Genomic DNA, 23,689 nt, shown 5'->3' with positions numbered 1-23,689 from the left:
AGCCGGATCAGACACGCGAGAGTTCGAACGGTTTATTGGTCGGCAGTTTCGGCTGCGACTGCAACACTACATGCTGACCTCCAGAGCCCGTTTGCTGGAAACAAGCTTGGCGATAACGGCCCGCAGCACGCACTTCCTGCTCTATCAACAAGACCAGTTGATGGCGGTATTGAGAGTGACGCCCTCACCGTTTGAATGGGCATCACTGGCGCATCAGCATCTTTCGCCAACCCAGGCGCTGTCGCGTCATGTCGAGTTCAGCCGGTTGATCACCCTCTCCCAGGGTCACCTGCCGGTGTCGGTCAACTGCCTGCTGGCATCGGCCACCGAATGGGCGATCAAGCGCGGTTATGAGGGTGTCACAGCCCTGTGCCGATCACCCCAGCGGCGACTGTTCCAGCGCTTCGGCCTGACATCAATCACCACCGACTCCCTGCATATCGAACAACGCGCCCGCGGTGATTACTGGCTGCTCTCAGCGCAATGGCCGCAGATCCTCGCAGCCGTTCAACAACCCGCCCACACCGCCCTCAATTCACCGGAGAGTCACGATGACCGCGCATGTCAGTTTTGAACAACAGCTGAGCCTGCTGGACGAACGAATCGAAAATGTATGGGCCGATATTCTCGATAACTCGCGGCTGGTTAAAGCCATCCGCGGCGGCAGCGTTTCGAAGGCCTTGTATGCGATTTACATGATCGAGACTTTCCACTACACCGCACACAATGCGCGAAACCAGGGTTTGGTGGGCGTGCGCCATGCCGATAATCCGGTGTATGCAAAATTTTGTTTTGAGCATGCGGCGCAAGAGGTCGGCCATGAAAAAATGGCACTGCATGACGTCATGAGTCTGGGCCTAAAGAATGAAGTCTTCGATATACCGACGGCACTACCGGCCACCGAAGTGTTAATCGCCTATTTATACTGGATATCTTTTACCGGTAATCCACTGCAACGGCTGGGGTACAGTTACTGGGCAGAAAACGCCTATCAATTTATTAATCCGCTCATTAATGGCTTGAGCGAAACATTGTCGTTAAAACCGGCTCAGCTGACATTCTTTATCGCTCACTCCGATATTGATATCGAACACTTCAACGAAATCAAACTCATCCTGCAGCGAACTTGCAAAGATCAATCCGATTGGAACGCCGTTGCTACCGTGATGGAAACCAGTTTGCGTTTGACCGGCAACATGCTTGAAGCCGTCTATGAGCAGTACGAGGCCTGGCAAAACGGCCTCGCACCACGCTATGACTTCTTGCACGCACTGGATAACTCATGAGTCCTTCACGGCGATTTTCCCGAACGACGCACGGGGGCAGGCATGGCTGACTATTTCGAGCGACTGAACTATGCGCTGGGGGATGAAGACACCGCACTGGAGTTCGCCATCCTGCCCCCGCGCGCCAAGCATGTGGTCGGCGTCGCGGGAAGTGGCGGACGGCTGCTGCCGCTGCTGGCCCGCAGCCCCGCACGCATGACCTGCATCGATGTAAGTGCGCCGCAACTGGCGTTCACGCGACTGCGCTTTGCTCTGCTGGAACAGACCGATTACACATCGTTTATGGACTTCATGGGTTACCACCCAGGGGTTTTGCCGTCGCGACGCCAATCCATACTTGAGCAACTGGATCTGCCGCGTGTCGATCGCCACTGGCTGGCGGAGTTTTTCCAGACACGTCATTGGCAGGCGCCGATCTACATGGGGGCTTTTGAGCAGACTTTGCAGCGATTGGCGAAGGTCAATCGACTGTTTACCGGCGGGGCGGGGAGAGAGATTTTTCAGTGCTGCGATCTCGGCGAGCAAAGCGATTATTACCGAACCCGTTTTCCCCTCAGGCGCTGGCGTGCTGTGATCTCGCTGCTGGGCAACGCAGCAGTGCTCAATTCGTTGTTGTACAAAGGATCGTTTCCACCCAACAACCTGGGTATCAGCTCCCGCGCAGCGTATCTGGACATCTTCCACACCTTGTTTACCACGCAGATCGTGCGCGAGAGCTTCTTTGTGCAAATGCTGTTTTTTGGTGAGCTGCGCTACCCCGAAGGTTTCCCGCTGGAGTGCGATCCGCGGATCTTCACGCGTGCCCGAGAGGCCATTCAGCAGTGTGAGTTGCGCATCGTGCAGGCCGACATTATCGATTGCGCCGCCAAACACACTGACGTCGATTTCGTATCGCTCTCGGACGTGCCTTCCTTCATGCCCCAGGTCGCTGGAGCGAGTGTCTTGCGACGGCTGCGCCCGTCCCTTGCCGAAGAGGCGTTGCTGGTCATGCGTGGACATTTGCACATCGTCCAGCCCGATTGTGCAGGCTTCTGCGATATCACTGCCCAGTACCAGGACGCGATCGCACGAGAAAAAACCCAGCTCTGGCGCGTGCAGGTCTACCGCCAGACGACACCTTTGCAGGTATCCCGATGAACAATCAGCACCCAACCGTCAACTGGGTAAAAAACCGTGTGCGTCAGGCTCGTGACGATCAGCAGCAGCTGTTCGATGCCGGCCTCAATGGCTTGAAACTGGTGAGCCGTGAGGGCAAGACCATCGAATTGAGCAGCGGTGAGCTGCTGACCGAGTTTCTCTCATGTTCTTACCTGGGACTGGAGTGCGACCCGCGTCTGATTCAAAGCGCGGTGAGCGCCGTGAAATCCTTCGGCGTGCAATTCGCCGCCGCACGAACCCGCGTACTGCTACCGCCCATGCGCGAACTCGACGAGCAGTTGAACCAGATATTCCAGGGCTACACGGTGACCTTCAACTCGGTGGGCAGTGCGCATCTGGGCTGCCTGCCGTTACTGGGCTCAGGCGAGTTACCGTCCTATCCGTTGCGTCGTGGCCCGGGGTGGATCGTCGACCGGGCGGCCCATGCCTCAATGCAGGTGCTGCAAGGGATCCTGTGGCAGTTCGGCCCTGTACAGCGATGCGACTGCAATGACGTGGACCAAGTCGAACAGGCTTGCTCCACGGCGGTAGCGGCAGGCAATACACCCATCATCCTCACGGACAGCATTGGCTCGATGCGGGGTTTGTATCCGATCAATCGACTGTTGCAACTGGCGGAGCGCTTTGAAGGCTATCTGTATGCCGATGACGCCCACGGCACCTCGATTCACGGCGTAACAGGCGGAGGTTATGCACTCGTTGCTGCTGGTGAGCAACGGCGCGACCGTCTGATTCTTCTGTCCTCGCTGTCCAAGGCATTTGGTGCCACGGGCGGAGCGATCACGGTCTTTACCGAAGCCGACGCTGAAATGATCCGCCGCCATGCGTCGACCTATACCTTCGGTGGGCCATTGTCGATGGGCGGCGTCGGTGCGGCGGTAGCGTCTGCGGACATTCACCTTTCGCCGGAGCTGGGACAGTTGCAGGCGGCTCTGTGGCGAAATGTTGCCCTGATCGACAACCTGCTCGGGCCGGTTCTGGGCAACCATGAAGTCGCCTCGCCCATTCGTTTCGTCCGCGTCGGCGCCGAGCGTGATGCCATCAGTCTGGCGTTATACCTGCGGCGAAAGGCCATAGCCGTTACCACCGCCATGTTTCCGGTGGTGGCCAAAGGCGAAGCGATTCTGCGTCTGGCCGTCAGCGCGAATCACAACCAGGCCCAATTGGAGAGCCTGGCCAATGCCGTCCGTGGCGGTTTCGATGAGTTGGGCATTCGCCAGGGTGGTCGTGACGATGAGCGATGATCCCGTGCTCTCTGCCAACCAGGCCTTTGCGCACAAATTGGCCCATGCACAGTCACTGTCGTGGTTCTGTGCGCTGTGTCCGCAGATCCTCCAGGTGCACAGCCTGAAGGATTTGCAGCGCCTGCCGGTTCAGGCCGTGGAGGACGAGCATGGCGGTGTGTTGTTTTCCGCGCTTGGCGAAGCGTCGCATCGTGCGCCGGGTGGCGGCCTGACCCTGACGTCGGGCGGCAGTACCGGCAACCGCAAACACATCACCCATTCCTGGACGTTCAACGCCAGCATCGTGCCGCTGGGGGCGCGAATGTTTGGCGTGGCGGACGAACGCCCGGGTGTGGTCATCAATTGCCTGACCGCTGGCGAAATGCAGGGGGCTTTCCAGTACGCCGCGGCGATCGTGCAGCATGTCGGCGCACGTCTGCTGCCCGCCGGTTCATTAATGGGTGTTCAGCGAATTGCCGGGTTGATTCAGTCGCAAGCGGCCGATGCGCTGATTTGCACGCCTTCCTTCGCCGCGGCGCTGTTCAACCACGATGAAATCGACGCACAGCAATTGGTCAGCCTGAGATGGCTTTACTACATCGGGGAACCCTGCGGTCCTCAATTGCGCGAACAGCTTGTCCGGGACTGGCCAGCGATAAGGCTCCGGTCGCTGGGCTACAGCTCGACGGAAACCGGCCCCATCGGCTATCAATGCGCGCACCTTGGACACGGTTTTTATCATCTGCACGCCGATGCGATGTTCATCGAAGTGGTGGACCCTCTCACCTTGCAAGCAGTGGCCGCGGGCGAAAGCGGTGAGTTCCTCCTGACATCCTTGCTGCCCGATCACGTGCCGCTGTTGCGTTACCGGATTGGTGATCGTGGGCGAATCCTGCGCAATGGGGCGAATTGCGCCTGTGGCAGCGCCTTGCCCGTGTTGCAACTTGAGGGGCGGGTAGAGACATCGATCAAACTGGGTGGCGCGATCATCACGCAGCGACAGGTGATGAGCGTACTCGCACGGGCGTTGCCACAGCTGACCTCTAACGACATCCAGGTACAGGTCAATCGACAAGCCAACGGTGTGCGCATGTGTCTGGTCATTGCTCAGGACAAACTGCCGTCCGGCGCAGAAGCAGCCATCGAACAGGCGTTGCACAACGAGGCGCAGGCAAGCGCATTGCTCAGGTTGCCCGGTGTTTTGGGATTGCAGGTGCAGCGTCTGGCTCGCAGCCGTTTCGAAACAACTGCTGCGGGCAAGACGCCGTTCTTTATTGAGTTGGAGGCTACCCCGGACTCACCGGGGTAGCGTGTTTTCAGGGCAGCAGGATGGTCGAACCGGTGGTGCGCCGAGCCGACAACTCGGTCTGCGCCTTCGCCGCTTCAGCCAATGGATAGCGCTGGCTGATATCGACCTTGAGCTTGCCGCTGATGATCATCTCGAACAGTTCATCGGCCATGCGCTGCAGGTTCTGCGCATTGTTGGCATAGGTCGCCAATGTAGGCCGGGTGACGTAGAGCGAGCCCTTGGCGGAAAGGATGCCCAGATTCACCCCGTCGACTGCGCCGGAAGCATTGCCGAAGCTCACCACCAACCCACGAGGCGACACGCTGTCCAGCGAGGTCAGCCAAGTGTCCTTGCCAACCCCGTCATAGACCACCGGGACTTTCTTGCCGTCGGTCAATTCCAGCACGCGTTCGGCAACATTTTCGTGGCTGTAGTCGATGGTCGCCCAGGCACCGTTGGCCTTGGCCAGTTCGGCTTTTTCCTTCGAGCTGACGGTGCCGATCAGTTTCACGCCCAGCGCCTTGGCCCATTGGCAGGCCAGCGAACCCACGCCCCCCGCTGCGGCGTGGAACAAAATGGTCTCGCCGCCCTTGAGTTCATAGGTCTGACGCAGCAGGTACTGCACGGTCAAACCCTTGAGCATCACCCCGGCGGCGGTTTCGAAGCTGATCTGGTCCGGCAGCTTCACCAGATTGGCTTCAGGCAGGACGTGCAACTCGCTGTAGGCGCCCAGCGGGCCGCTGCCGTACGCGACGCGGTCACCGACCTTGAACCGGGTAACGTCGCTGCCCACCGCCTCAACAATGCCTGCACCTTCCGCGCCCAGGCCGGACGGCAAGGCTGGCGGTGCGTAGAGGCCGCTGCGGAAATAGGTGTCGATGAAATTCAGGCCGATAGCCTTGTTGGCTACGCGCACCTGATTCGGGCCGGGCGCGGCGGGTTCGTAATCAACAAACTCGAGCACTTCGGGACCGCCGTGGGCGCGGAACTGGATACGCTTTGCCATCTGCCTGCTCTCCTTGGGTCTTTTGTAAGGTCCCTATCCAACGCTTATGCATGATCTTCGTCAACTGCGGCGCGTTGGCCTGCGGTGGTATGCTACGCGCCCATTTGCGCCTACTCCCGCCTGCGGGTTGCCGCGTAGTGATGCCCCCGATTCAAGGTGAAGCCATGACGACCCGCACCGACGCCGTAAAGGCCTATCTGCTCGACCTGCAAGACCGCATCTGCGCCGCACTCGAAACCGAGGATGGCGGCACGCGCTTCGTCGAAGACGCCTGGACCCGGCCTGCCGGCGGTGGCGGTCGCACTCGCGTCATTGAGAACGGCACGCTGATCGAAAAGGGCGGCGTCAACTTTTCCCACGTTTTCGGCAGTGGTCTGCCACCGTCGGCCAGCGCCCATCGCCCGGAATTGGCCGGTCGCGGTTTTGAGGCGCTCGGCGTGTCGTTGGTGATTCATCCGCACAGCCCACACGTGCCGACCTCTCACGCCAACGTGCGTTTTTTCATCGCCGAGAAAGAAGGTGAAGAGCCGGTCTGGTGGTTCGGCGGCGGCTTCGACCTGACGCCGTATTACGGCAACGAAGAAGACTGCATCCATTGGCACCGCGTCGCCGAACAGGCCTGCGCGCCATTCGGCCCTGACGTCTATCCGCGGTACAAGGCGTGGTGCGACACCTACTTCCACATCAAGCATCGCCACGAACCGCGCGGCATCGGCGGCTTGTTTTTCGATGACCTGAACGAGTGGGATTTCGACACCAGTTTCGCCTTTATGCGCGCCATTGGTGATGCCTACATCGACGCCTATCTGCCGATCGTGCAGCGCCGCAAGCACGATGCGTTCACCGCCCAGCAACGTGAGTTCCAGGAGTTCCGCCGTGGCCGCTACGTCGAGTTCAACCTGGTTTACGACCGTGGCACGCTGTTCGGCCTGCAATCGGGCGGGCGTACCGAGTCGATTCTGATGTCGCTGCCGCCGCAAGTACGCTGGGGCTACGACTGGAAGGCTGAACCTGGCAGCGAAGAAGCACGCCTGACCGAGTACTTCCTGCAAGACCGCGACTGGCTGACTCAAGCCTGAGGACATCTGATGGATCGTTACGTCGTTTTCGGTAACCCGATCGGCCACAGCAAATCGCCGATGATCCACAAGCTGTTCGCCGAGCAGACCGGCGAGAGCCTCGAATACGCCACGCTGCTGGCGCCGCTCGACGACTTTTCCGGCTGCGCTACGGCGTTTTTCCGCGAAGGTCGCGGCGCCAATGTCACTGTGCCGTTCAAGGAAGACGCCTTTCGCCTGGCTAACAGCCTGACGGCCCGCGCGCGACGGGCTGGTGCGGTGAATACCTTGAGCAAACTGGCCGACGGTTCGCTGCTCGGCGACAACACCGACGGCGCCGGACTGGTGCGGGATCTGACGGTAAACGCCGGGTTCAGTCTGACCGGCAAACGCATCTTGCTGCTCGGTGCCGGTGGCGCCGTGCGTGGAGCGCTGGAGCCGTTGCTGGCGGAGAAACCCGCGTCCGTGATCATCGCCAACCGTACGGTAGACAAGGCCGAGTTGCTGGCGGAATTGTTCTGCGATCTGGGGCCGGTGTCGGCCAGCGGCTTTGATTGGCTGCGCGAGCCGGTGGACGTGATCATCAACGCCACTTCCGCCAGCCTCACCGGCGATGTACCGCCGATTGCGCCGAGCCTGATCGAACCGGGCCAAACCCTGTGCTACGACATGATGTACGGCAAAGAACCGACCGCGTTCTGCCGTTGGGCCAGTGAGCACGGTGCGGCGGTGTCGATGGATGGTTTGGGCATGCTCGCCGAGCAAGCTGCCGAGGCGTTCTATTTGTGGCGCGGCGTGCGTCCGGACACGGCGCCGGTTCTGGCCGAACTACGCCGCCAGTTGGCGCAGTAATTACCCATGTGGGAGCGAGCCTGCTCGAGAAAACGGCGGCACATCCAACATTGATCTGTCAGATAGTCCGCTTTCGCGAGCAGGCTCGCTCCCACAGGGTTTTTCAGTGCTTGTCCGGTCAATCCTCAAACCGGATCGGGCATTTCTCTGGGCCTTCCAGCTTGCGCAGTTCCTCCACCACCTGCGGCCGCGCACCGCGCAAAGTCAGGCTGCGACCCTGGCCCAACAGGCGCCGCGCTTCCTGATGCAACATCTCCACCCCCGAATAGTCGATAAAGTTGATCTGCTGCGCCTCAATCACCACCCGCGCGCCGTGCATGCGCTGCAAACGCACTTGCAGATAATGGCTGGCGCCGAAGAAGATCGAGCCGCCGACCCCCAGCACATCGTCTTCGCCATCGCGCCAATGCTGCACCCGCGGCTGTGAAGTGCGCTTGAGGTAGAAGAACAGCGACGCCAGCACGCCGGCGTAAATCGCGGTCTGCAACTCCAGCAGCAGAGTCGCCAGGCAGGTCAGCGCCATCACCACGAATTCGGCGCGGCTGACCCTGAGCAACGATCGAATTCCGCGATGATCGACCAACCCCCAGGCGATCAGCAAAATGCTGCCAGCCATGGCCGGAATCGGGATGTGCGCGATCAGCCCGGCACCAAAAATCGCAAACAATGCCACCCAGATCGCCGAAAACACGCCTGCCAGCGGGGAGCAAGCGCCGGCCTCATAACTGAGACCCGAGCGGGTGAACGAGCCCGCCGACAGCGATCCGGAAAAGAACGCCCCGACAATGTTTGAAAGGCCCTGCGCGCGCACTTCCTGATTGGCATCGAGCAACTGCTGCGAACGTGCAGATATCGATCGGGCAATCGACAGGCTGGTGACCAGCCCCAGCATGCCCACCGCCACCGCGCTGGGTAGCAGGCGCAGGATCAAATCCAGATCCAGCGGCAACCCGCTGAACGGCGGCAAACGCCCGACAAATGCGCTGACCAGATGCACGTGGCCGAACATCGCCGGCCACAGCCATACCAGCAGACTGGCCAGCACCAACGTTATCAACAACGTCGGCCAGCGCGGCAACCACTGTTTCAGCACAACGCCGACTGCCACCGTGGCCACTCCGAGCAGCAACGAAGGTTTATCCACAGCCCGAAGGTGTTGCAGCAGATCCATCAAACTGTCCAGCGCCGTGGCTTTGGCGGGCAGATCCAGCCCCAGCAGATTCGGTAATTGCCCAATGGCAATCACCACCGCCGCGCCAAGGGTGAAACCGAGCACCACCGAATGCGAGACGAAGTTCACCAGTGCGCCAAACCGGAGCAAGCCAAGCAACCATTGAAATACCCCGGCGAGGAAGGTCAGCAACAGGATCAGGGTGACGTAGTCCTGGGATGCCGGCACGGCCAGTGGACTGACGCTGGCGTAAAGCACGATCGAAATCGCCGCGGTCGGGCCGCAGATCAGATGCCATGACGAACCCCACAAACAGGCGATCAGCACCGGGATGATCGCGGCGTAGAGGCCGTATTCAGGTGGGAGACCGGCGATCAGCGCGTAGGCAATCGACTGAGGTAACGCGAGAATCGCACCGCTGAGGCCAACGATCAGATCCCGTCCGACGCTGGCGCGGGTTTGCCGGGGTAGCCAGGTGAGGAAGGGAAACAGTGAGCGGCGACTGGGAAAGGCCATGGGTCCTCGCGGTTTGGGTTTTGCTGCAAGGGTAACAGGGTGTCAGTTGGGAAAGCCCCTCACCCTAGCCCTCTCCCAAAGGGAGACGGGACTGACCGAGGTGTCTGGTCGAGTTACGCCCACGTGCAAAATCTGCGTCGAACTCAATGCTGAATACACCAGAGATCGGCTCCCTTTCCCCTCGCCCCCTCTGGGGGGAGAGGGCTGGGGTGAGGGGGTAGAATCTCAAGCCGAGCACAATTCCAGCAACCCCACGATCAGAGTTTGGCTTTAACCGCCGCCAGCGCATCCTTGCCATCCAGCGTCTTCACCCCCTCCAGCCACTTGTCCAACACCGCCGGATTAGCCTTGATCCACGCCTTCGCCGCCTCGGCATTGCTGACCTTTTTGTTCACTACCTCGGCCATGATGCTGTTTTCCATCTCCTGAGTGAACGCAAGATTGGTCAGCAATTTACCCACATTCGGACACGCTTCGGCGTATCCCTTGCGCGTCAGGGTGAACACGCTGCCGGTGTCGCCAAAGTATTTCTCGCCGCCCTTCAGATAATGCATTTTCAACTGCACGTTCATCGGGTGCGGGGTCCAGCCGAGGAAGGTGACAAATTTCTGCTTTTTCACCGCCCGTGACACTTCGGCGAGCATCGCCTGTTCGCTGGACTCGATCAGTTTCCACTGACCCATGTCGAAGTCGTTCTTCTTGATGATCTCCTGCAGCGAGATATTCGCCGGGGCGCCCGAGCCGATGCCGTAGATCTTCTTGTCGAACTTGTCGGCAAACTTGTTCAGGTCGGCAAAGTTATGCACGCCCGCATCCCACACGTAGTCCGGCACGGCCAGGGTGAACTCGGTGCCGTCGAGGTTCTTCGCCAGTTGCGTGACATCCCCGGTAGCCACGAATTTATCGTAGAAGCCCTGCTGCGCCGGCATCCAGTTGCCGAGGAATACATCCACCTGACCGTCCTTCAAACCGCCGAAGGTGATCGGCACCGCGAGGGTGTCGACCTTGGCCTTGTAGCCCATGCCGTCCAGCAGAAACCCGGTAATGGCGTTGGTTGCGGCGATGTCGCTCCAGCCGGGGTCGGCCATTTTTACCGTGGCGCAGCTTTGCTCGGCGAATGCCGAGGTACTGCTCAGCGCTATCAGGCCAAACGTCACTGCTGTGGATAACTTGCGCATGGACTTCCCCTTCACATTATTGGTTTTGGCAGGGTTGTGGATAACGGGCCTTGCGCTCCAGATCATCGAGGTCGATGTGGTTGCGCATGTACTGCTGACTGGCGTCCACCAATGGCTGGTGATCCCAGCTCTTCAGCTTGCCGATGGTTAACGCACCGGCGACAAAACGGCGGCGGCGCTGGCTGGCGAGAACGTTCTGGTGAATTGCCGGGATATCCCACTTGGCCCGCGCTTCGACGAGAAAATCGTCGAAAAGCTGGCGATGCAGTGGCGATTGGCTGAGTTCTTCCGTTTCACGCGGATCGTTGTCTACGTCAAAGAGTAGGCAAGGGTCGCTTTCGCTGTAGATAAATTTGTAGGCGCCACGGCGGATCATCATCAGCGGGCTGATCGTGCCTTCGGCCATGTACTCGCCGAACACTTCGTCATGGCCGCCCTGCCCTTGCAGGTGCGGCACCAGCGACCGCCCATCCAGCGGCAGACCCGGCTCCAGCGTGCCGCCAGCCAGTTCGACGAAGGTGGGCAGCAGGTCTGCTGTGGACACCGCAGCGCTGATCCGACCCGCGCCAAACTGGCCTGGCGCACTTATCAACAGGGGGACGCGCGCCGCCATCTCGTACCAGTGCATTTTGTACCAGAGGCCTTTCTCGCCAAGCATGTCGCCATGGTCGCCGGAGAAGACGATGATGGTGTCATCGATCAGCCCTGTTTCCTCGAGGGTTTGCAGAAGTTTGCCGACGTTGGCATCGATATAGCTGCAAGCGCCGAAGTACGCACGGCGCGCGTCGCGAATCTTATCCACAGGCAAGGGTTTATCCCACAGGTCATAAACCTTGAGCAGCCGTTGCGAGTGCGGATCGAGTTCTTGTTGAGCCGGCGTTGTAGGCAATGGGATATCGGCATCGTCGTACAAATCCCAGAATGCCTTGGGAATCGTGTACGGATCGTGTGGGTGTGTCATCGACACGGTCAGGCAGAACGGCTGATCGCCATCTTCGCGAATGTGATCGAACAGATATTGCTGCGCCTTGAACACCACCTCTTCATCGAAATCGAGTTGATTGGTGCGCACGCACGGCCCGGCTTGCAGCACCGAAGACATGTTGTGATACCAGGTCGGCCGCACGTCCGGCTCGTCCCAATTCACCGACCAACCGTAATCGGCGGGATAGATATCGCTGGTCAGGCGCTCTTCGTAGCCATGCAACTGATCCGGGCCGCAAAAATGCATCTTGCCCGACAGCGCCGTGCGATAGCCGAGGCGACGCAGGTAGTGGGCGTAAGTCGGCACATCGGCGGGGAAATCGGCAGCGTTGTCGTAAGCGCCGATCTTGCTCGGCAACTGTCCGCTGACCAGGGTAAAACGCGACGGCGCGCACAACGGGCTGTTGCAGTAAGCGGCGTCGAACACCACGCCTTCGGCGGCCAGGCGGGAAAGATTGGGCAGTTTGATCGGCGAAGGCCCGTAGATCGGCAACATTGGCGCGGCCATCTGATCGGCCATGATGAAAAGAATATTCTTGCGCTTCATGTGATCGCGGCATTCCATAGTGAATATTTATGCGACATTGCTGCGATCGAGCATGGAGTCCATGCTCTGTCGGGTAAAGCCCGCGCCGGGCAATGACTAGGATAAGCACAGCTTATGTATGAAGCTCTTGGTGATCTGTCGCTCGACCTGTTGCGCGCCTTCGAGGCCGCTGCCCGGCATCGCAGTTTTACCGCCGCCGCAGTGGAGCTTGGGACCACGCAACCTGCGATCAGCCAGCAGATCAAACGACTGGAAGAGCAACTGGGCTCACGGTTGTTCGATCGAATCTACCGTGGCATCGAGCTCACCGAAGTCGGCACTATCCTGTTCGAGCAAGTAACCCTCGGTTTGCAGAATATCGACGCCGGTTTGAGTGCGATCAGCGCACAGCAGCAACATGAGGTGCTGCAAGTCGCTACCGATTTTGCCTTCGCTGCGTATTGGTTGATGCCGCGTCTGCATCGCTTCCATGAAGCCAATCCACACGTCGACGTCAGCTTGGTCACCAGTGAGCGCAACCACAACATGCTGCGCACCGATATCGACGTGGCGATCCTGTTCGGCGATGGCCGTTTCAAACAGGGTGAAAGCCATTGGCTGTTCAGCGAAGAAGTGTTCCCGGTGTGCAGTCCGCTCTTGCTCAAGGATCGTGCCCTGCCCTTGACCGCGCAGGCACTACTGGAACTTCCGTTGCTGCATCTGCGGGGGGAAAACAGCAGCAATTGGTTCGACTGGAGTGGGCTGTTCCGCGAACTGGGCATCACTACCCCGCCGGCGCCGGGGCAATTGCGCTTCGACAATTACACACTGCTGATCCAAGCGGCGATCGGCGGCCAAGGCGTGGCGATTGGCTGGCGTCACCTTGTGGATAACTTGCTCAGTCAGGGCTTGCTGTGTCGACCGATTGCCGAGACCACGCTGTCGCGCCTTGGCTATTACGTGGTGTTGCCGCAGCGCAAACGGCGTGGAGTGTTGATTCAGCAGTTTGTCGATTGGCTGATGGAGGAGCAGGCCAGCTGTGCCGAATCCCTTACCGGGCTCGCGTTGCCTTCGATTGCGGTGTGATCAATCAGCCGGACGCCGCGACAAAATTTACATGCTGACCCACATGCAGATTAAGTCGCAGCTCATCGGCAATTCCCACGGCCACGCGATTCAAGCGTTCCAGCGGTTCTGCCAAACCCGGCTCAAGATTGCCGCCGACCTGACTGAAATGCTCAATGGTCAGCCCAGCCACGCCTTGCGGCGCATTGACCAGCGTCCAGTGCAGTGGACTGCTTTGCACCGCTTCACGAATTTCTTCGGCAGCGTGACGTTGTAAGCGTTCATCCAGCTCCGGCTCGTCGAGTACCGCAAACTCCCCCACCAGAAACAGCCGCGACACATTGGCCGCTTGCAGCCCGTCGACCAGAGCATCAACGGCTAGTACCTGTTCGACCGGGCCAAGCACCACCGAGCGTTCAACATGGTCGCTACTGAACGGCAGCCCCGGGGCATCGAGCAAACAGATCACCGCGGAACTGCCGGCGACACTTTGATTCACCCGCTCGCAATCGAACAGGTCACCGCTTTTGGTGCGCAATCCTGGACGCGGCGCGAGCGCGGTCAGGTCGTCGAGAATGGCGATGACTTCGTGCTGTCGGCGCAGCAGTTCAGCCATCAACGCAGCGCCCAGGCTACTCATGGCACCATAGAGCACCACTTTTACCACCGGGGTTTCGGCATTTTTCATGGCTGATCCCTTTTGTTATCCCTTGTATGACGTGTGACATACGGGTTACGTCGAGGGTTCGAACCGATTCAGAGGGTTTGCGATGCAAGCGATCAAGGGCTACCACGCCCACGTCTATTTCGACGCCAATACGATTGAACAGGCACGGGCACTGTGCGAGCGGGCCGCGCAATTGTTTCCATTGAAGATGGGCCGCGTCCACGAACGACCGGTCGGCCCGCACCCGGACTGGAGCTGCCAGTTGGCCTTCGGCCCCGAGCTGATCGGCGAGGTGCTGCCGTGGCTGGCCCTCAATCGCAAAGGCCTGGTGGTGTTTCTGCACCCGGACACCGGCGATGACTGGGTCGATCACACCGAGCATGCGATCTGGATGGGGGCGATGCGGACACTGGATTTGTCTGTTTTTTAATCAGGTCGTTGATACGCCCGACGCGTTTCTTCGCGCACGCACCTCAGCTGCTCGTGCGCAAATCGACTTTGATCGCATCCGACGATCGGTTGACCGTTCATTCAAAGGTTTCGCCCGCGAAAGGTAGCTGAAAGCTTCCCCGATTAGGATCGCCCTCACTTCCGGCAACAGACCGGTTGGCCAACGCGTGTGATCTCTCGCTCGCCCGGCCCAATTAACAACAACAATGGTGATTCTGATGTCCTCTGTAGCCCGCCTCTTCCCGCGTCTTTTCGTTGCCACTCCGCCCGTACGCCTCGTGCTTCCCGTTCTGCGCTGATCTCGCCCGATCCGCTCACTTAACTAGCCGCGCTACGCCTGGAGTAATCCCATGCTGACTTTCCTTGGCTTCGCCATGGTCATCACGTTCATGTTCCTGATCATGACCAAGCGCCTGTCCGCGCTGATCGCCCTGATCATCATCCCGATTCTGTTTGCGCTGTTCGGTGGCTTCGCGCCGAAGATCGGTCCGATGATGCTCGAAGGCATCACCAAGCTGGCGCCGACTGGCGTGATGCTGATGTTCGCCATTCTCTATTTCGCCCTGATGATCGACTCCGGCCTGTTCGACCCGGCCGTGCGCAAGATCCTCAAACTGGTCAAGGGCGACCCACTGAAAGTTTCGGTCGGCACCGCCGTACTGGCGCTCGTCGTTTCCCTTGATGGTGACGGCGCGACCACTTATATGATCTGCGTGGCCGCGATGCTGCCGCTGTACAGCCGCATTGGCATGAGCCCGCGGATCATGGCTGGCCTGATCATCCTCGCCGGTGGCGTGATGAACATGACCCCATGGGGCGGTCCGACCGCTCGTGCGGCGAGTGCGCTGCATGTCGATCCTTCGGACATTTTTGTGCCGATGATCCCGGCCATGGCCGCTGGCGTGGTGGCGATCCTGCTGATTGCCTATTTCTACGGCAAACGCGAACGTGCGCGTCTGGGCGAGTTGCACCTGATCGGCGACGAGATCGATCACAGCGAAATCAGTGTTTCGCAGTTCCCGGATGCCCGTCGTCCGAAGCTGATCTGGTTCAACGGCGCCCTGACCTTCGGCCTGATGTGCACGCTGATCGCCGGCCTGTTGCCGCTGCCGGTGTTGTTCATGGTTGCATTCAGTATCGCCATGATCGTCAACTACCCTTGCCTGCAACAGCAGAAGGATCGCGTCGCGGCGCACGCCGGTAGTGTGCTGGCAGTGGTCGGGCTGATCTTTGCGGCCGGCATCTTCACCGGTATCCTGACCGGCACCGGTATGGTCGATGCGATGTCGAAGAGCCTGTTGGCAGTGATCCCTGATTTCCTCGGCCCGTACCTGGCGGTAATCACGGCGCTGGTGAGCATGCCGTTCACCTTCTTCATGTCCAACGATGCGTTCTACTATGGTGTGTTGCCGGTGTTGGCCGAAGCCGCCAGCCACTACGGGATTACTGCGGTGGAAATGGCCCGTGCCTCGATCGTCGGCCAGCCCGTCCACTTGCTGAGCCCGTTGGTGCCATCGACTTATCTGTTGGTGGCGTTGGCCGGGATCGATTTTGGTGACCATCAGCGTTTCACCCTGAAATGGGCGATCCTGGTGTGTATCTGCATCCTGATTGCTGCACTGCTGTTGGGGACTTTTCCGCTCTTCAGCACTCTATAAGCCCAAGACTCACTGCACAGAGTCCCGGCTTCGCTGTTTGAAGCCCGGACTCTTTGTGGTTTAACAATCGCTCAAAGGAATACACATGGAATGGCTGACCAACCCTGAAATCTGGGTTGCCTTCTTTACCCTGACCGCCCTGGAAATCGTCCTCGGCATCGATAACATAATCATGATTTCGATCCTGGTCAGCCGCATGCCCAAACACATGCAGCAGCGCACCCGGATTTTCGGTCTGGCGCTGGCCATGATCACGCGGATCCTGTTGCTGCTGTCGATTACCTGGGTCATGCGCCTGACGGCCGACCTGTTCGTAGTGTTCGGCCAAGGCATCTCCGGCCGCGACCTGATCCTGTTCTTCGGTGGTCTGTTCCTGCTGTGGAAAAGCTCGCAAGAGATGTACCACGCACTGGAAGGCGAAGACGAAAGCGAAGAAACGCCAAGCGGCAAGGGTGGCAACTTCCTCTACACCATCATCCAGATCGCGATCATCGACATCGTCTTCTCGCTGGATTCGGTGATCACCGCTGTCGGCATGGTCTCGCACGTTCCAGTCATGGTTGCAGCGATCATCGTTGCGGTGCTGGTGATGATGCTGGCGGCCGGGACTATCAGCGATTTCATCGACAAACATCCGTCGCTGAAGATGCTGGCGCTGTCGTTCCTGCTGGTGGTCGGTACTGTGCTGATCGCAGAATCGTTCGATGTGCATGTGCCAAAAGGCTACGTCTACTTCGCGATGGCGTTCTCGCTGGCAGTGGAAGCGATCAATATCAAACTGCGTGGCGCGATGGCCAAGAAGAAACAACAGCAAGATCCGGTGAAACTGCGCAAGGACATTCCGGGCCAGTAACCCGGTAATCCAGCAGTCAATACAAAACCTGTGGGAGCTGGCAAGCCAGACTCCCACAGGTTTTTTTGTCTTTGATGCTTGAAAAACCGTAGTTCACGCAGACAGAAGAACCTGTTGGAGCTGGCTTGCCAGCGATAACGGGGTGTCAGTCGACATCAATGTTCGCTGTGCCGACGTCATCGCTGGCAAGTCAGCTCCCACAGGGTTTTGCCGTGTTTGTGGCGAACGTGAATGAACGCCTTTTCATGACACTTTTGTTTCAATCACCACTTTGGCTGTGCAATGCTGGCGCACAGACCGTTAGCCAACTACAGCTTAAGTATCAGAACGTAGAAACCGCGCGGCACCGTCAACTTGCTCCTCTGGAGCGCTGCTATTTCAGGGGGTTTGCATGCTCACCCTGCTCAATCTGCTTTCCGCCGTCGCCCTGCTGATCTGGGGCACGCACATCGTTCGAACCGGCATCCTGCGGGTGTACGGCACCCAGTTGCGCCATGTGATTGGCCAGAACATGTCGAAAAAATGGCTGGCCTTTGTCGCCGGTATCGTCGTGACCGCGATGGTGCAGAGCAGCAACGCCACCGCCATGCTCGTCACCTCTTTTGTCGGCCAGGGCCTGATGGCGCTGACCCCGGCGCTGGCGACCATGCTCGGCGCCGACGTCGGTACGGCGTTGATGGCCCGGGTGCTGACCTTCGACCTGTCTTGGCTGTCGCCGCTGCTGATTTTTGTCGGGGTGATTTTCTTTCTGTCGCGCAAACAGACGCGGCTCGGGCAAATGGGTCGCGTATCCATCGGTCTGGGGCTGATCATTCTCGCGCTGCAATTGATCGTCGAGGCCGCTGCGCCGATCACCCATGCGCAAGGGGTGAAGGTGATTTTTGCCTCGCTGACTGGCGATATCCTTCTCGACGCCTTGGTCGGCGCGCTGTTCGCGATGATTTCCTATTCCAGCCTCGCCGCCGTCCTGCTCACCGCCACACTGGCCGGGGCAGCGGTGATCAGTCTGCCGGTGGCGATCGGTCTGGTGATCGGCGCCAACATCGGCAGCGGCATTCTCGCGTTCATGAGCACCAGCATGCAGAACGCGGCGGGCCGGCAGGTGGCGCTCGGCAGTTTGTTGTACAAGCTGATCGGCCTGCTGCTGATCATCCCGGTGCTTGATCCGCTGGTGCACTGGATCGACAGCCTCGATTTCAGCCCGCAGGAAATGGTCATCGGCTTCCATCTGCTCTACAACACCGCGCGTTGCCTGATCCTGCTGCCGAGTGTCGGGCCGATGGCGCGGCTGTGTGCCTGGCTGCTGCCTGAACGGCCGGAGGTCAACGGCACCGCCAAACCGCGTCATCTCGACGCGACCGCGCTGGTCACGCCAAGCCTTGCGCTGGCCAACGCTGCGCGGGAAACCCTGCGCATGGGCGATCTGCTCGACAACATGCTCGATGCCACTCTCGATGTATTGCGCGGCAAGCAGACCGCCGTCACTCAGGAGGTGCGCAGGCTGACCGACGACATCGAAGCGTTGTACAGCGCAATCAAGCTGTATCTGGCGCAGATGCCGCGCGAGGATCTCGGCGAGCGGGACAGTCGACGCTGGGCCGAGATCATCGAGTTGGCGATCAACCTGAAACTGTCCAGCGATGTCATCGAACGCATGCTGCGCAAGATCCAGCAGCAGAAGACTTCGCAACGTCGTTCGTTTTCCGAAGAGGGCCTGGAGGATCTGGCCGTGCTGCATCAGCAGCTCATTGCCAACCTGCGGTTGGGGCTGTCGGTGTTTCTCAGTGGCGACCGGGAAAGTGCCCGGCAGTTGTTGCGCGAAAAACGTCGTTTTCGCGCACAGGAACGCCGTTTGGCCCATGCGCATGTCAGCCGATTGCAGCGCAAGATCGTGCAGAGTATTGAAACCAGTTCGCTGCATCTGGAGTTGATTGCGGACATGCGCCGGCTCAATTCGCTGTTCTGCGGCAGTGCGTATGTGGTGCTGGAAACGGCGGATACCGGCGCGCTGGCGGCGGATGATATGAGCGACATTACGCATTCGCCTTGAACGTCTGCGGTTGTGGTCAGTCAGTAACTCAGAGTTCAGCCTCAAGGCCGTCATCGCTGGCAAGCCAGCTCCCACAGGGTTTTGTGCGCCATAGATCCCTGTTTGAGCTGGCTTGCCAGTGAAGAGGGCCTGACTGAAGACACGGATCTCCAAATCAGCCGTATGGAAGCCTGTTATGCGTTGCCTGTTGTTCGCCTGTCTGTTGCTCGGTTCTCTACCCTCCTTCGCCCTGGATCGTTTTCAGGTCGAAGGCTATGCGTTGCCCAACGGTTTGCAGTTGATGCTCAAGCCCGGCACCGAGCGTGGGCATGTGGCGATCCGCCTGGTGGTCGGCGTTGGTCTCGATGATTTTGACTGCGACGAAAAAGAGCTGCCGCACCTGCTCGAACACCTGCTGTTTAGCGGCATTGACGCCACTGGCGAAGGTGGTCTCGAAGAACGCATGCAGGCCCTGGGCGGCGAATGGAACGCCTTCACCAGCAATGCCGACACCACCTTCGTCATCGAAGCCCCGGCGAAGAACCAGCGCAAGGTGCTCGATCTGCTGCTGGCTCTGCTGACCCAGACCCGCATTGACGACAACGCGATCAACGCCGCCAAACGCGTGGTCGAGCGTGAAGACGGCGGCCATTACACGCGCCTGCAACGTTTTCTTGATCGTCAGGATCTGGGCCACACCGCGAGCAATCAATTGGCCGTCGAACTGGGCCTGAAATGCCCGCAACGCGCCGAAGTCGATCATCTGACCCAAGAGCAGTTAGAGAAGGTGCGCCAGGCCTGGTACGCGCCGAACAACATGACCCTGATCATCGTCGGCGAACTCGACAAACTGCTGCCGGCTTATCTGGAACGCACGTGGGGCGCCCTCGAACCGGTCGAACCCAGCGAGCACCGTCCGCTGCCGGACATCAGCACCAGCGCCGCCCACGAGCGCACCCTCACCCGCGGCTTCATGGGTGACGGCGCCAAGTTGCACTGGTTGGTGCCGGAGCCGGTGCTGGACGATCAGTACGACCAGACCTTCGATATCCTCAAGGATTACCTCGACTGGGCGCTGTACCGGCAGATTCGCCTGAACCACGGTTTGTCCTACGGGCCGTGGGCCGAACGCGAAGTGTTCGGCGGCGTCGGCTTCATGAGCCTCAACGCTGACCTGGATCGCGATGACGTCGACGAAGCCATTCAGGTCCTGGAAGACCTCAAGGCGGACTTGCTGAAAAACGGTCTCGACCCTGACACCTTCGCCCGGATCAAACAGGCCGCCATCGCCCATCAGGCCTGGGCGGTACAAGGCAACAGTGCGATGGCCGATTATTACTGGAGCGCGCTGAGCGATTATCAGGACGGCCGCTTCGCCAACCCTGCGCGGGACCTGCAAGGCGTGACGCTGGAAACGGCGAACAAGGCCATGCGTGAGTTGATGTTGCAACCGGGGTATCTGCGGATCGAGAAGCCGCTGATCAGTGATGATCAGGTGTTGTGGGTAGCTGCAGGTGGAGTGGGTCTGGTGCTGCTGATGTTGATTGGCTGGCGCTTGCATCGTAAGCGCGCGTGAAGATCAAAAGATCGCAGTCAATACACCGAATAACTGACTGCCAACCTCGCCACGTGGCCCGGTGGGCGCTACTCTGTCGAGGTTTTTTCCCCTATCGTTGTGAACCGCCAAAATGTCCAGACTGACCCTCCTTATCCAGCGCATTATCGAGCTGATGAAGCGCTACCCCGGGGTCATTGCGCTGGGTGGTTTCATCTCGGGGGTCGGCAGTTTCATGCTGGTCGATCGCCAGCAGGGACTGGCGAGCTGGATCACGGTGATCATGCTGCTCAGCTGGATCTGGCTGATGTTGGAAAACACCCTCACCGGCCTCTTCACGCGGGTGTTCAAACGGGAAATTCCTCAACCGCTGCTGCGTTATGCGACGCAGATGATCCATCAGGAAAGCCTGTTTTTTGTCCTGCCGTTCTTTTTCATCACCACGACGTGGAACAGCAGCCAACTGATCTTTACCGGCCTGCTCAGCGTCGCCGCGCTGATCTCCATCGTCGACCCGCTCTATTACAAATGGCTGGCGCCACGGCGCTGGGCGTTTCTCGCGTTGCACACTCTGACCCTGTTCGCCGCCCTGCTCACGGCGTTGCCGGTGATCATGCACCTGACCACCTCGCAAAGTTTCAAATGGGCGCTGGGGATTGCCGTGCTGCTGTCGTTCCCGAGCCTGGCGTCGATCTTCCCGATCCGCACCGTACGCAACGCGCTGGCGATTCTGTGCATCACCGTGGGCATCGGTGGCGTCGGCTGGGCATTGCGTTCGTGGGTGCCGCCGGCGACGCTATGGATGACCGATGTGGCAATCAGCACGCAAATGCAGGATCGCACCCCTGGCGCCAGTCTCGATGAGGTCAGCGCCGAGCAGATCCGCAACGGCGGCCTCTACGCCTACACCGCGATCAATGCACCGCGCGGGCTCGATGAGCGGATTTATCACGTCTGGCAGTTCAACGGCAAAGAGGTCGATCGCATCGCCCTCGACATCCACGGCGGGCGCAAGGAAGGCTACCGGGCGTGGACGCACAAACAGAATTTCCCCGGCAACCCGGCGGGCAAATGGCAAGTGCGGGTGTTGACCGAGGATGGCCAACTGATCGGTGTGCTGCGCTTTGAAATCACCGACAGCACACCGGTCAAAGAAAAGTAATCCGGTTCGTGCTATTACGTTAGTTCGCTTAGAAGCCGAACAAGCACGGAGCTTATGACCAGCAGCTCGATGACAGGCAGCGCCCAATTGGACACGTCCAACACCCCTGCCCGCCTGCGGATCAGCGGAGACTGGACGCTTGCCCATTACACCGAGCTCAAACATCTGAGCGAAACCCTGCGCGGCCAGTACGACACCGACACGCCCATCGACCTCAACGGCCTCGGCGCCCTCGACACTGCTGGCGCGTCATTGCTGGTGGAACTGCTCGGTTCCGAGCGCCTCGGCAAGTCCGCCGAACATCCCGATTGCACAATCTCCAGCGCCGACCGCGCGCTGCTGCAGACCGTGTATCAGTCGTTGACCGATTTCTGCGTGCCGATCAAGGAACCGGAAATCAGCGTCAGCGTGCAATTGCTGACGCGCATCGGCCGCGCCGTCGACACGGTCTGGCAAGACACCCTGCAACTGCTCGGCTTCGTCGGCCTGATTCTGGAAACCATCGCTCGTGGCCTGTTTCGGCCCAAGCGCTGGCGTATCACGCCGATGATCGCGCACATCGAACAGACCGGCCTCGACGCCGCGCCGATCGTGGCGTTGCTGACCTTTCTGGTGGGGGCTGTGGTGGCGTTTCTCGGCGCGACGGTGCTGGCCAGTTTTGGCGCGAGCATCTTCACCGTCGATCTGGTGGGTTTTGCCTTCCTGCGTGAGTTCGGTGTTTTGCTCACCGCGATCCTGATGGCCGGGCGCACCGCCAGTGCGTTCACCGCGCAAATCGGGTCGATGAAGGCCAACGAGGAAATCGACGCGATTCGCACCCTCGGCCTTGACCCGATGGAGCTGCTGGTGGTGCCGCGCGTGCTGGCGTTGCTGGTGGCGCTGCCGCTGCTGACCTTTCTGGCGATGATCTGCGGAATCATCGGCGGTGCCGTGGTCTGCGCGGTGTCGCTGGATATCTCGCCGGCGATGTTCCTCTCGCTGCTGCAAAGCGACATCGGCGTTCAGCATTTTCTGGTCGGCCTGGTGAAGGCGCCGATCTTCGCGTTTCTGATTGCGGCAATTGGCTGCCTGGAAGGCTTCAAGGTCAGTGGCAGCGCCGAATCGGTCGGCGCACACACCACGTCGAGTGTGGTGCAGTCGATTTTCGTGGTGATCGTGCTCGACGCGGTGGCTGCGCTGTTCTTCATGGAGATGGGCTGGTGAGTCGTCTACCCCGTGCGCCCTCGGAGGCGGTGATTGAAGTCCGTAACCTGTGCAACCGCTTCGGTACGCAGAGCGTGCACGAGAACCTCGATCTGGATTTGTACAAAGGCGAAATCCTCGCCGTGGTCGGCGGCTCCGGCAGCGGCAAATCGGTACTGCTGCGCAGCATTGTCGGCCTGCGCCGGCCCAGCGAGGGCATCGTCAAAGTGTTCGGCCAGAATCTGCCGAGCCTGGCGGAGCATGAGCGCTCGTTGATCGAACGACGCTTTGGCGTGCTGTTTCAGAAAGGTGCGCTGTTCTCATCGCTCACCGTGGCCGAAAACGTCGCCCTGCCGCTGATCGAACACGCGGGCCTGAGCCGCGAAGATGCCGAGCATCTGGCCGCCGTCAAACTGGCGCTGGCCGGGCTACCGCTGTCGGCGGCAGACAAATATCCGGCGTCGCTGTCCGGCGGCATGATCAAGCGCGCCGCTCTGGCCCGGGCCTTGGCGCTGGATCCGGACATTCTTTTTCTCGACGAACCCACCGCCGGCCTCGATCCGATTGGCGCTGCGGCGTTCGATCAGTTGATCCTGACCCTGCGTGATGCGTTGGGTCTGAGTGTGTTTCTGGTGACCCACGACCTCGACACGCTCTACACCATCACCGACCGCGTGGCGGTGCTGGCGCAGAAGAAAGTGCTGGTGGCCGATGCCATCGACGTGGTCTCGGAAACCGATGACGCGTGGATTCACGAATATTTCCACGGCCCGCGCGGCCGCTCGGCGCTGGACGCCGCCAAACTGCTCAACGAGGTCTGAC

Annotated in this window: 21 protein-coding genes; 16 read left to right on the top strand and 5 right to left on the bottom strand. The window is 59.9% G+C overall.

Annotated elements, in window-relative coordinates; all coding sequences use genetic code 11:
* Positions 1-70: 70 nt before the first annotated feature.
* From AB4P92_RS15225 to AB4P92_RS15205, 5 genes are read left to right on the top strand one after another with little or no spacing between them, the layout of a single operon-like run.
* Positions 71-574, top strand: a complete 504-nt coding sequence (locus AB4P92_RS15225) for a hypothetical protein (RefSeq protein WP_234451806.1) — start codon at positions 71-73, stop codon at positions 572-574.
* Positions 552-1,286, top strand: a complete 735-nt coding sequence (locus AB4P92_RS15220; RefSeq protein WP_395597833.1) for an iron-containing redox enzyme family protein — start codon at positions 552-554, stop codon at positions 1,284-1,286. Before AB4P92_RS15225 ends, AB4P92_RS15220 begins: the two co-directional genes overlap by 23 nt.
* 42 nt (positions 1,287-1,328) lie before the next feature.
* Complete coding sequence (locus AB4P92_RS15215) at positions 1,329-2,423, top strand: DUF3419 family protein (protein ID WP_395597832.1); 1,095 nt, start codon at positions 1,329-1,331, stop codon at positions 2,421-2,423.
* Entirely contained in the window at positions 2,420-3,688 is a 1,269-nt protein-coding gene (locus tag AB4P92_RS15210; RefSeq protein WP_395597831.1) for an aminotransferase class I/II-fold pyridoxal phosphate-dependent enzyme, read from the top strand. Before AB4P92_RS15215 ends, AB4P92_RS15210 begins: the two co-directional genes overlap by 4 nt.
* Positions 3,678-4,976 (top strand): phenylacetate--CoA ligase family protein, encoded by a 1,299-nt coding sequence (locus tag AB4P92_RS15205; RefSeq protein ID WP_395597830.1) that lies wholly within the window; start codon positions 3,678-3,680, stop codon positions 4,974-4,976. The genes AB4P92_RS15210 and AB4P92_RS15205 overlap by 11 nt, the downstream gene beginning before the upstream one ends.
* A 7-nt stretch (positions 4,977-4,983) precedes the next feature.
* Here AB4P92_RS15205 and AB4P92_RS15200 read toward each other — a convergent pair whose 3' ends face one another.
* Positions 4,984-5,961 (bottom strand): quinone oxidoreductase, encoded by a 978-nt coding sequence (locus AB4P92_RS15200; protein WP_042556922.1) that lies wholly within the window; start codon positions 5,959-5,961, stop codon positions 4,984-4,986.
* Positions 5,962-6,125: 164 nt separating this feature from the next.
* Between AB4P92_RS15200 and hemF the strand changes: the two genes are divergently transcribed.
* Together hemF and aroE are read left to right on the top strand one after the other, a co-directional pair.
* On the top strand, positions 6,126-7,040 hold the full coding sequence (hemF, locus tag AB4P92_RS15195) for an oxygen-dependent coproporphyrinogen oxidase (RefSeq protein ID WP_115147895.1): 915 nt from the start codon (positions 6,126-6,128) through the stop codon (positions 7,038-7,040).
* 9 nt (positions 7,041-7,049) lie between these two features.
* Complete coding sequence (gene aroE, locus AB4P92_RS15190) at positions 7,050-7,871, top strand: shikimate dehydrogenase (RefSeq protein WP_395597829.1); 822 nt, start codon at positions 7,050-7,052, stop codon at positions 7,869-7,871.
* A 118-nt stretch (positions 7,872-7,989) separates the two neighbouring features.
* Here the strand turns inward: aroE and AB4P92_RS15185 are convergent, their stop codons facing one another.
* The 3 genes from AB4P92_RS15185 to betC form a co-directional block, all read right to left on the bottom strand.
* A complete protein-coding gene (locus AB4P92_RS15185; RefSeq protein WP_042556925.1) occupies positions 7,990-9,558 on the bottom strand; it encodes a SulP family inorganic anion transporter in 1,569 nt (522 codons plus the stop codon).
* Positions 9,559-9,815: 257 nt separating this feature from the next.
* On the bottom strand, positions 9,816-10,736 hold the full coding sequence (choX, locus tag AB4P92_RS15180; RefSeq protein WP_047299184.1) for a choline ABC transporter substrate-binding protein: 921 nt from the start codon (positions 10,734-10,736) through the stop codon (positions 9,816-9,818).
* Between the two features lie 16 nt (positions 10,737-10,752).
* The gene (gene betC, locus AB4P92_RS15175) at positions 10,753-12,267 is read right to left on the bottom strand and encodes a choline-sulfatase (protein ID WP_395597828.1); all 1,515 of its coding nucleotides are present in this window, start codon (positions 12,265-12,267) and stop codon (positions 10,753-10,755) included.
* 114 nt (positions 12,268-12,381) lie between these two features.
* On the opposite strand from betC, the gene AB4P92_RS15170 reads away from it, so the two are divergent.
* On the top strand, positions 12,382-13,332 hold the full coding sequence (locus tag AB4P92_RS15170) for a choline sulfate utilization transcriptional regulator (RefSeq protein ID WP_395597827.1): 951 nt from the start codon (positions 12,382-12,384) through the stop codon (positions 13,330-13,332).
* 4 nt (positions 13,333-13,336) lie between these two features.
* Here the strand turns inward: AB4P92_RS15170 and AB4P92_RS15165 are convergent, their stop codons facing one another.
* Entirely contained in the window at positions 13,337-13,999 is a 663-nt protein-coding gene (locus tag AB4P92_RS15165; protein ID WP_047299187.1) for an NAD(P)-dependent oxidoreductase, read from the bottom strand.
* A gap of 82 nt (positions 14,000-14,081) precedes the next feature.
* Between AB4P92_RS15165 and AB4P92_RS15160 the strand changes: the two genes are divergently transcribed.
* The 8 genes from AB4P92_RS15160 (at position 14,082) to AB4P92_RS15125 (ending at position 23,688) form a co-directional block, all read left to right on the top strand.
* Positions 14,082-14,408, top strand: a complete 327-nt coding sequence (locus tag AB4P92_RS15160) for a DOPA 4,5-dioxygenase family protein (protein ID WP_115147892.1) — start codon at positions 14,082-14,084, stop codon at positions 14,406-14,408.
* Between the two features lie 370 nt (positions 14,409-14,778).
* Entirely contained in the window at positions 14,779-16,086 is a 1,308-nt protein-coding gene (locus AB4P92_RS15155) for a CitMHS family transporter (protein WP_042556931.1), read from the top strand.
* A gap of 85 nt (positions 16,087-16,171) precedes the next feature.
* On the top strand, positions 16,172-16,939 hold the full coding sequence (locus AB4P92_RS15150) for a TerC family protein (RefSeq protein ID WP_042556932.1): 768 nt from the start codon (positions 16,172-16,174) through the stop codon (positions 16,937-16,939).
* Positions 16,940-17,330: 391 nt separating this feature from the next.
* A complete protein-coding gene (locus AB4P92_RS15145) occupies positions 17,331-18,989 on the top strand; it encodes a Na/Pi cotransporter family protein (protein WP_042556933.1) in 1,659 nt (552 codons plus the stop codon).
* Positions 18,990-19,164: 175 nt separating this feature from the next.
* Positions 19,165-20,544 carry a pitrilysin family protein gene (locus tag AB4P92_RS15140; RefSeq protein ID WP_042556934.1) on the top strand — a complete coding sequence of 460 codons (1,380 nt, stop codon included), beginning with the start codon at positions 19,165-19,167 and terminating at the stop codon, positions 20,542-20,544.
* A 112-nt stretch (positions 20,545-20,656) separates the two neighbouring features.
* On the top strand, positions 20,657-21,685 hold the full coding sequence (locus tag AB4P92_RS15135; RefSeq protein WP_395597826.1) for a DUF5924 family protein: 1,029 nt from the start codon (positions 20,657-20,659) through the stop codon (positions 21,683-21,685).
* A 54-nt stretch (positions 21,686-21,739) separates the two neighbouring features.
* Entirely contained in the window at positions 21,740-22,888 is a 1,149-nt protein-coding gene (locus AB4P92_RS15130) for an ABC transporter permease (RefSeq protein WP_042556936.1), read from the top strand.
* Positions 22,885-23,688 carry an ABC transporter ATP-binding protein gene (locus tag AB4P92_RS15125; protein WP_395597825.1) on the top strand — a complete coding sequence of 268 codons (804 nt, stop codon included), beginning with the start codon at positions 22,885-22,887 and terminating at the stop codon, positions 23,686-23,688. Before AB4P92_RS15130 ends, AB4P92_RS15125 begins: the two co-directional genes overlap by 4 nt.
* The last annotated feature ends 1 nt before the right edge of the window (position 23,689 follow it).

Origin of the sequence: Pseudomonas sp. A0308, from assembly GCF_044218815.1 — a bacterium.
Lineage (GTDB): Bacteria > Pseudomonadota > Gammaproteobacteria > Pseudomonadales > Pseudomonadaceae > Aquipseudomonas > Aquipseudomonas iridis.
This window is presented reverse-complemented; position numbering and strand designations above follow the sequence as displayed.

Bases quoted from the DNA above. Each gene is read 5' to 3' on its own strand.
- AB4P92_RS15210 (WP_395597831.1), top strand. From the start codon at position 2,420: ATGAACAATCAGCACCCAACCGTCAACTGGGTAAAAAACCGTGTGCGT.
- AB4P92_RS15140 (WP_042556934.1), top strand. From the start codon at position 19,165: ATGCGTTGCCTGTTGTTCGCCTGTCTGTTGCTCGGTTCTCTACCCTCC.
- AB4P92_RS15135 (WP_395597826.1), top strand. From the start codon at position 20,657: ATGTCCAGACTGACCCTCCTTATCCAGCGCATTATCGAGCTGATGAAG.
- AB4P92_RS15165 (WP_047299187.1), bottom strand. From the start codon at position 13,999: ATGAAAAATGCCGAAACCCCGGTGGTAAAAGTGGTGCTCTATGGTGCC.
- AB4P92_RS15215 (WP_395597832.1), top strand. From the start codon at position 1,329: ATGGCTGACTATTTCGAGCGACTGAACTATGCGCTGGGGGATGAAGAC.
- AB4P92_RS15170 (WP_395597827.1), top strand. From the start codon at position 12,382: ATGTATGAAGCTCTTGGTGATCTGTCGCTCGACCTGTTGCGCGCCTTC.
- choX (WP_047299184.1), bottom strand. From the start codon at position 10,736: ATGCGCAAGTTATCCACAGCAGTGACGTTTGGCCTGATAGCGCTGAGC.
- AB4P92_RS15200 (WP_042556922.1), bottom strand. From the start codon at position 5,961: ATGGCAAAGCGTATCCAGTTCCGCGCCCACGGCGGTCCCGAAGTGCTC.
- hemF (WP_115147895.1), top strand. From the start codon at position 6,126: ATGACGACCCGCACCGACGCCGTAAAGGCCTATCTGCTCGACCTGCAA.
- AB4P92_RS15225 (WP_234451806.1), top strand. From the start codon at position 71: ATGCTGACCTCCAGAGCCCGTTTGCTGGAAACAAGCTTGGCGATAACG.
- AB4P92_RS15145 (WP_042556933.1), top strand. From the start codon at position 17,331: ATGCTCACCCTGCTCAATCTGCTTTCCGCCGTCGCCCTGCTGATCTGG.
- AB4P92_RS15205 (WP_395597830.1), top strand. From the start codon at position 3,678: ATGAGCGATGATCCCGTGCTCTCTGCCAACCAGGCCTTTGCGCACAAA.
- AB4P92_RS15185 (WP_042556925.1), bottom strand. From the start codon at position 9,558: ATGGCCTTTCCCAGTCGCCGCTCACTGTTTCCCTTCCTCACCTGGCTA.
- AB4P92_RS15155 (WP_042556931.1), top strand. From the start codon at position 14,779: ATGCTGACTTTCCTTGGCTTCGCCATGGTCATCACGTTCATGTTCCTG.
- AB4P92_RS15150 (WP_042556932.1), top strand. From the start codon at position 16,172: ATGGAATGGCTGACCAACCCTGAAATCTGGGTTGCCTTCTTTACCCTG.
- AB4P92_RS15130 (WP_042556936.1), top strand. From the start codon at position 21,740: ATGACCAGCAGCTCGATGACAGGCAGCGCCCAATTGGACACGTCCAAC.
- betC (WP_395597828.1), bottom strand. From the start codon at position 12,267: ATGAAGCGCAAGAATATTCTTTTCATCATGGCCGATCAGATGGCCGCG.
- AB4P92_RS15160 (WP_115147892.1), top strand. From the start codon at position 14,082: ATGCAAGCGATCAAGGGCTACCACGCCCACGTCTATTTCGACGCCAAT.
- aroE (WP_395597829.1), top strand. From the start codon at position 7,050: ATGGATCGTTACGTCGTTTTCGGTAACCCGATCGGCCACAGCAAATCG.
- AB4P92_RS15220 (WP_395597833.1), top strand. From the start codon at position 552: ATGACCGCGCATGTCAGTTTTGAACAACAGCTGAGCCTGCTGGACGAA.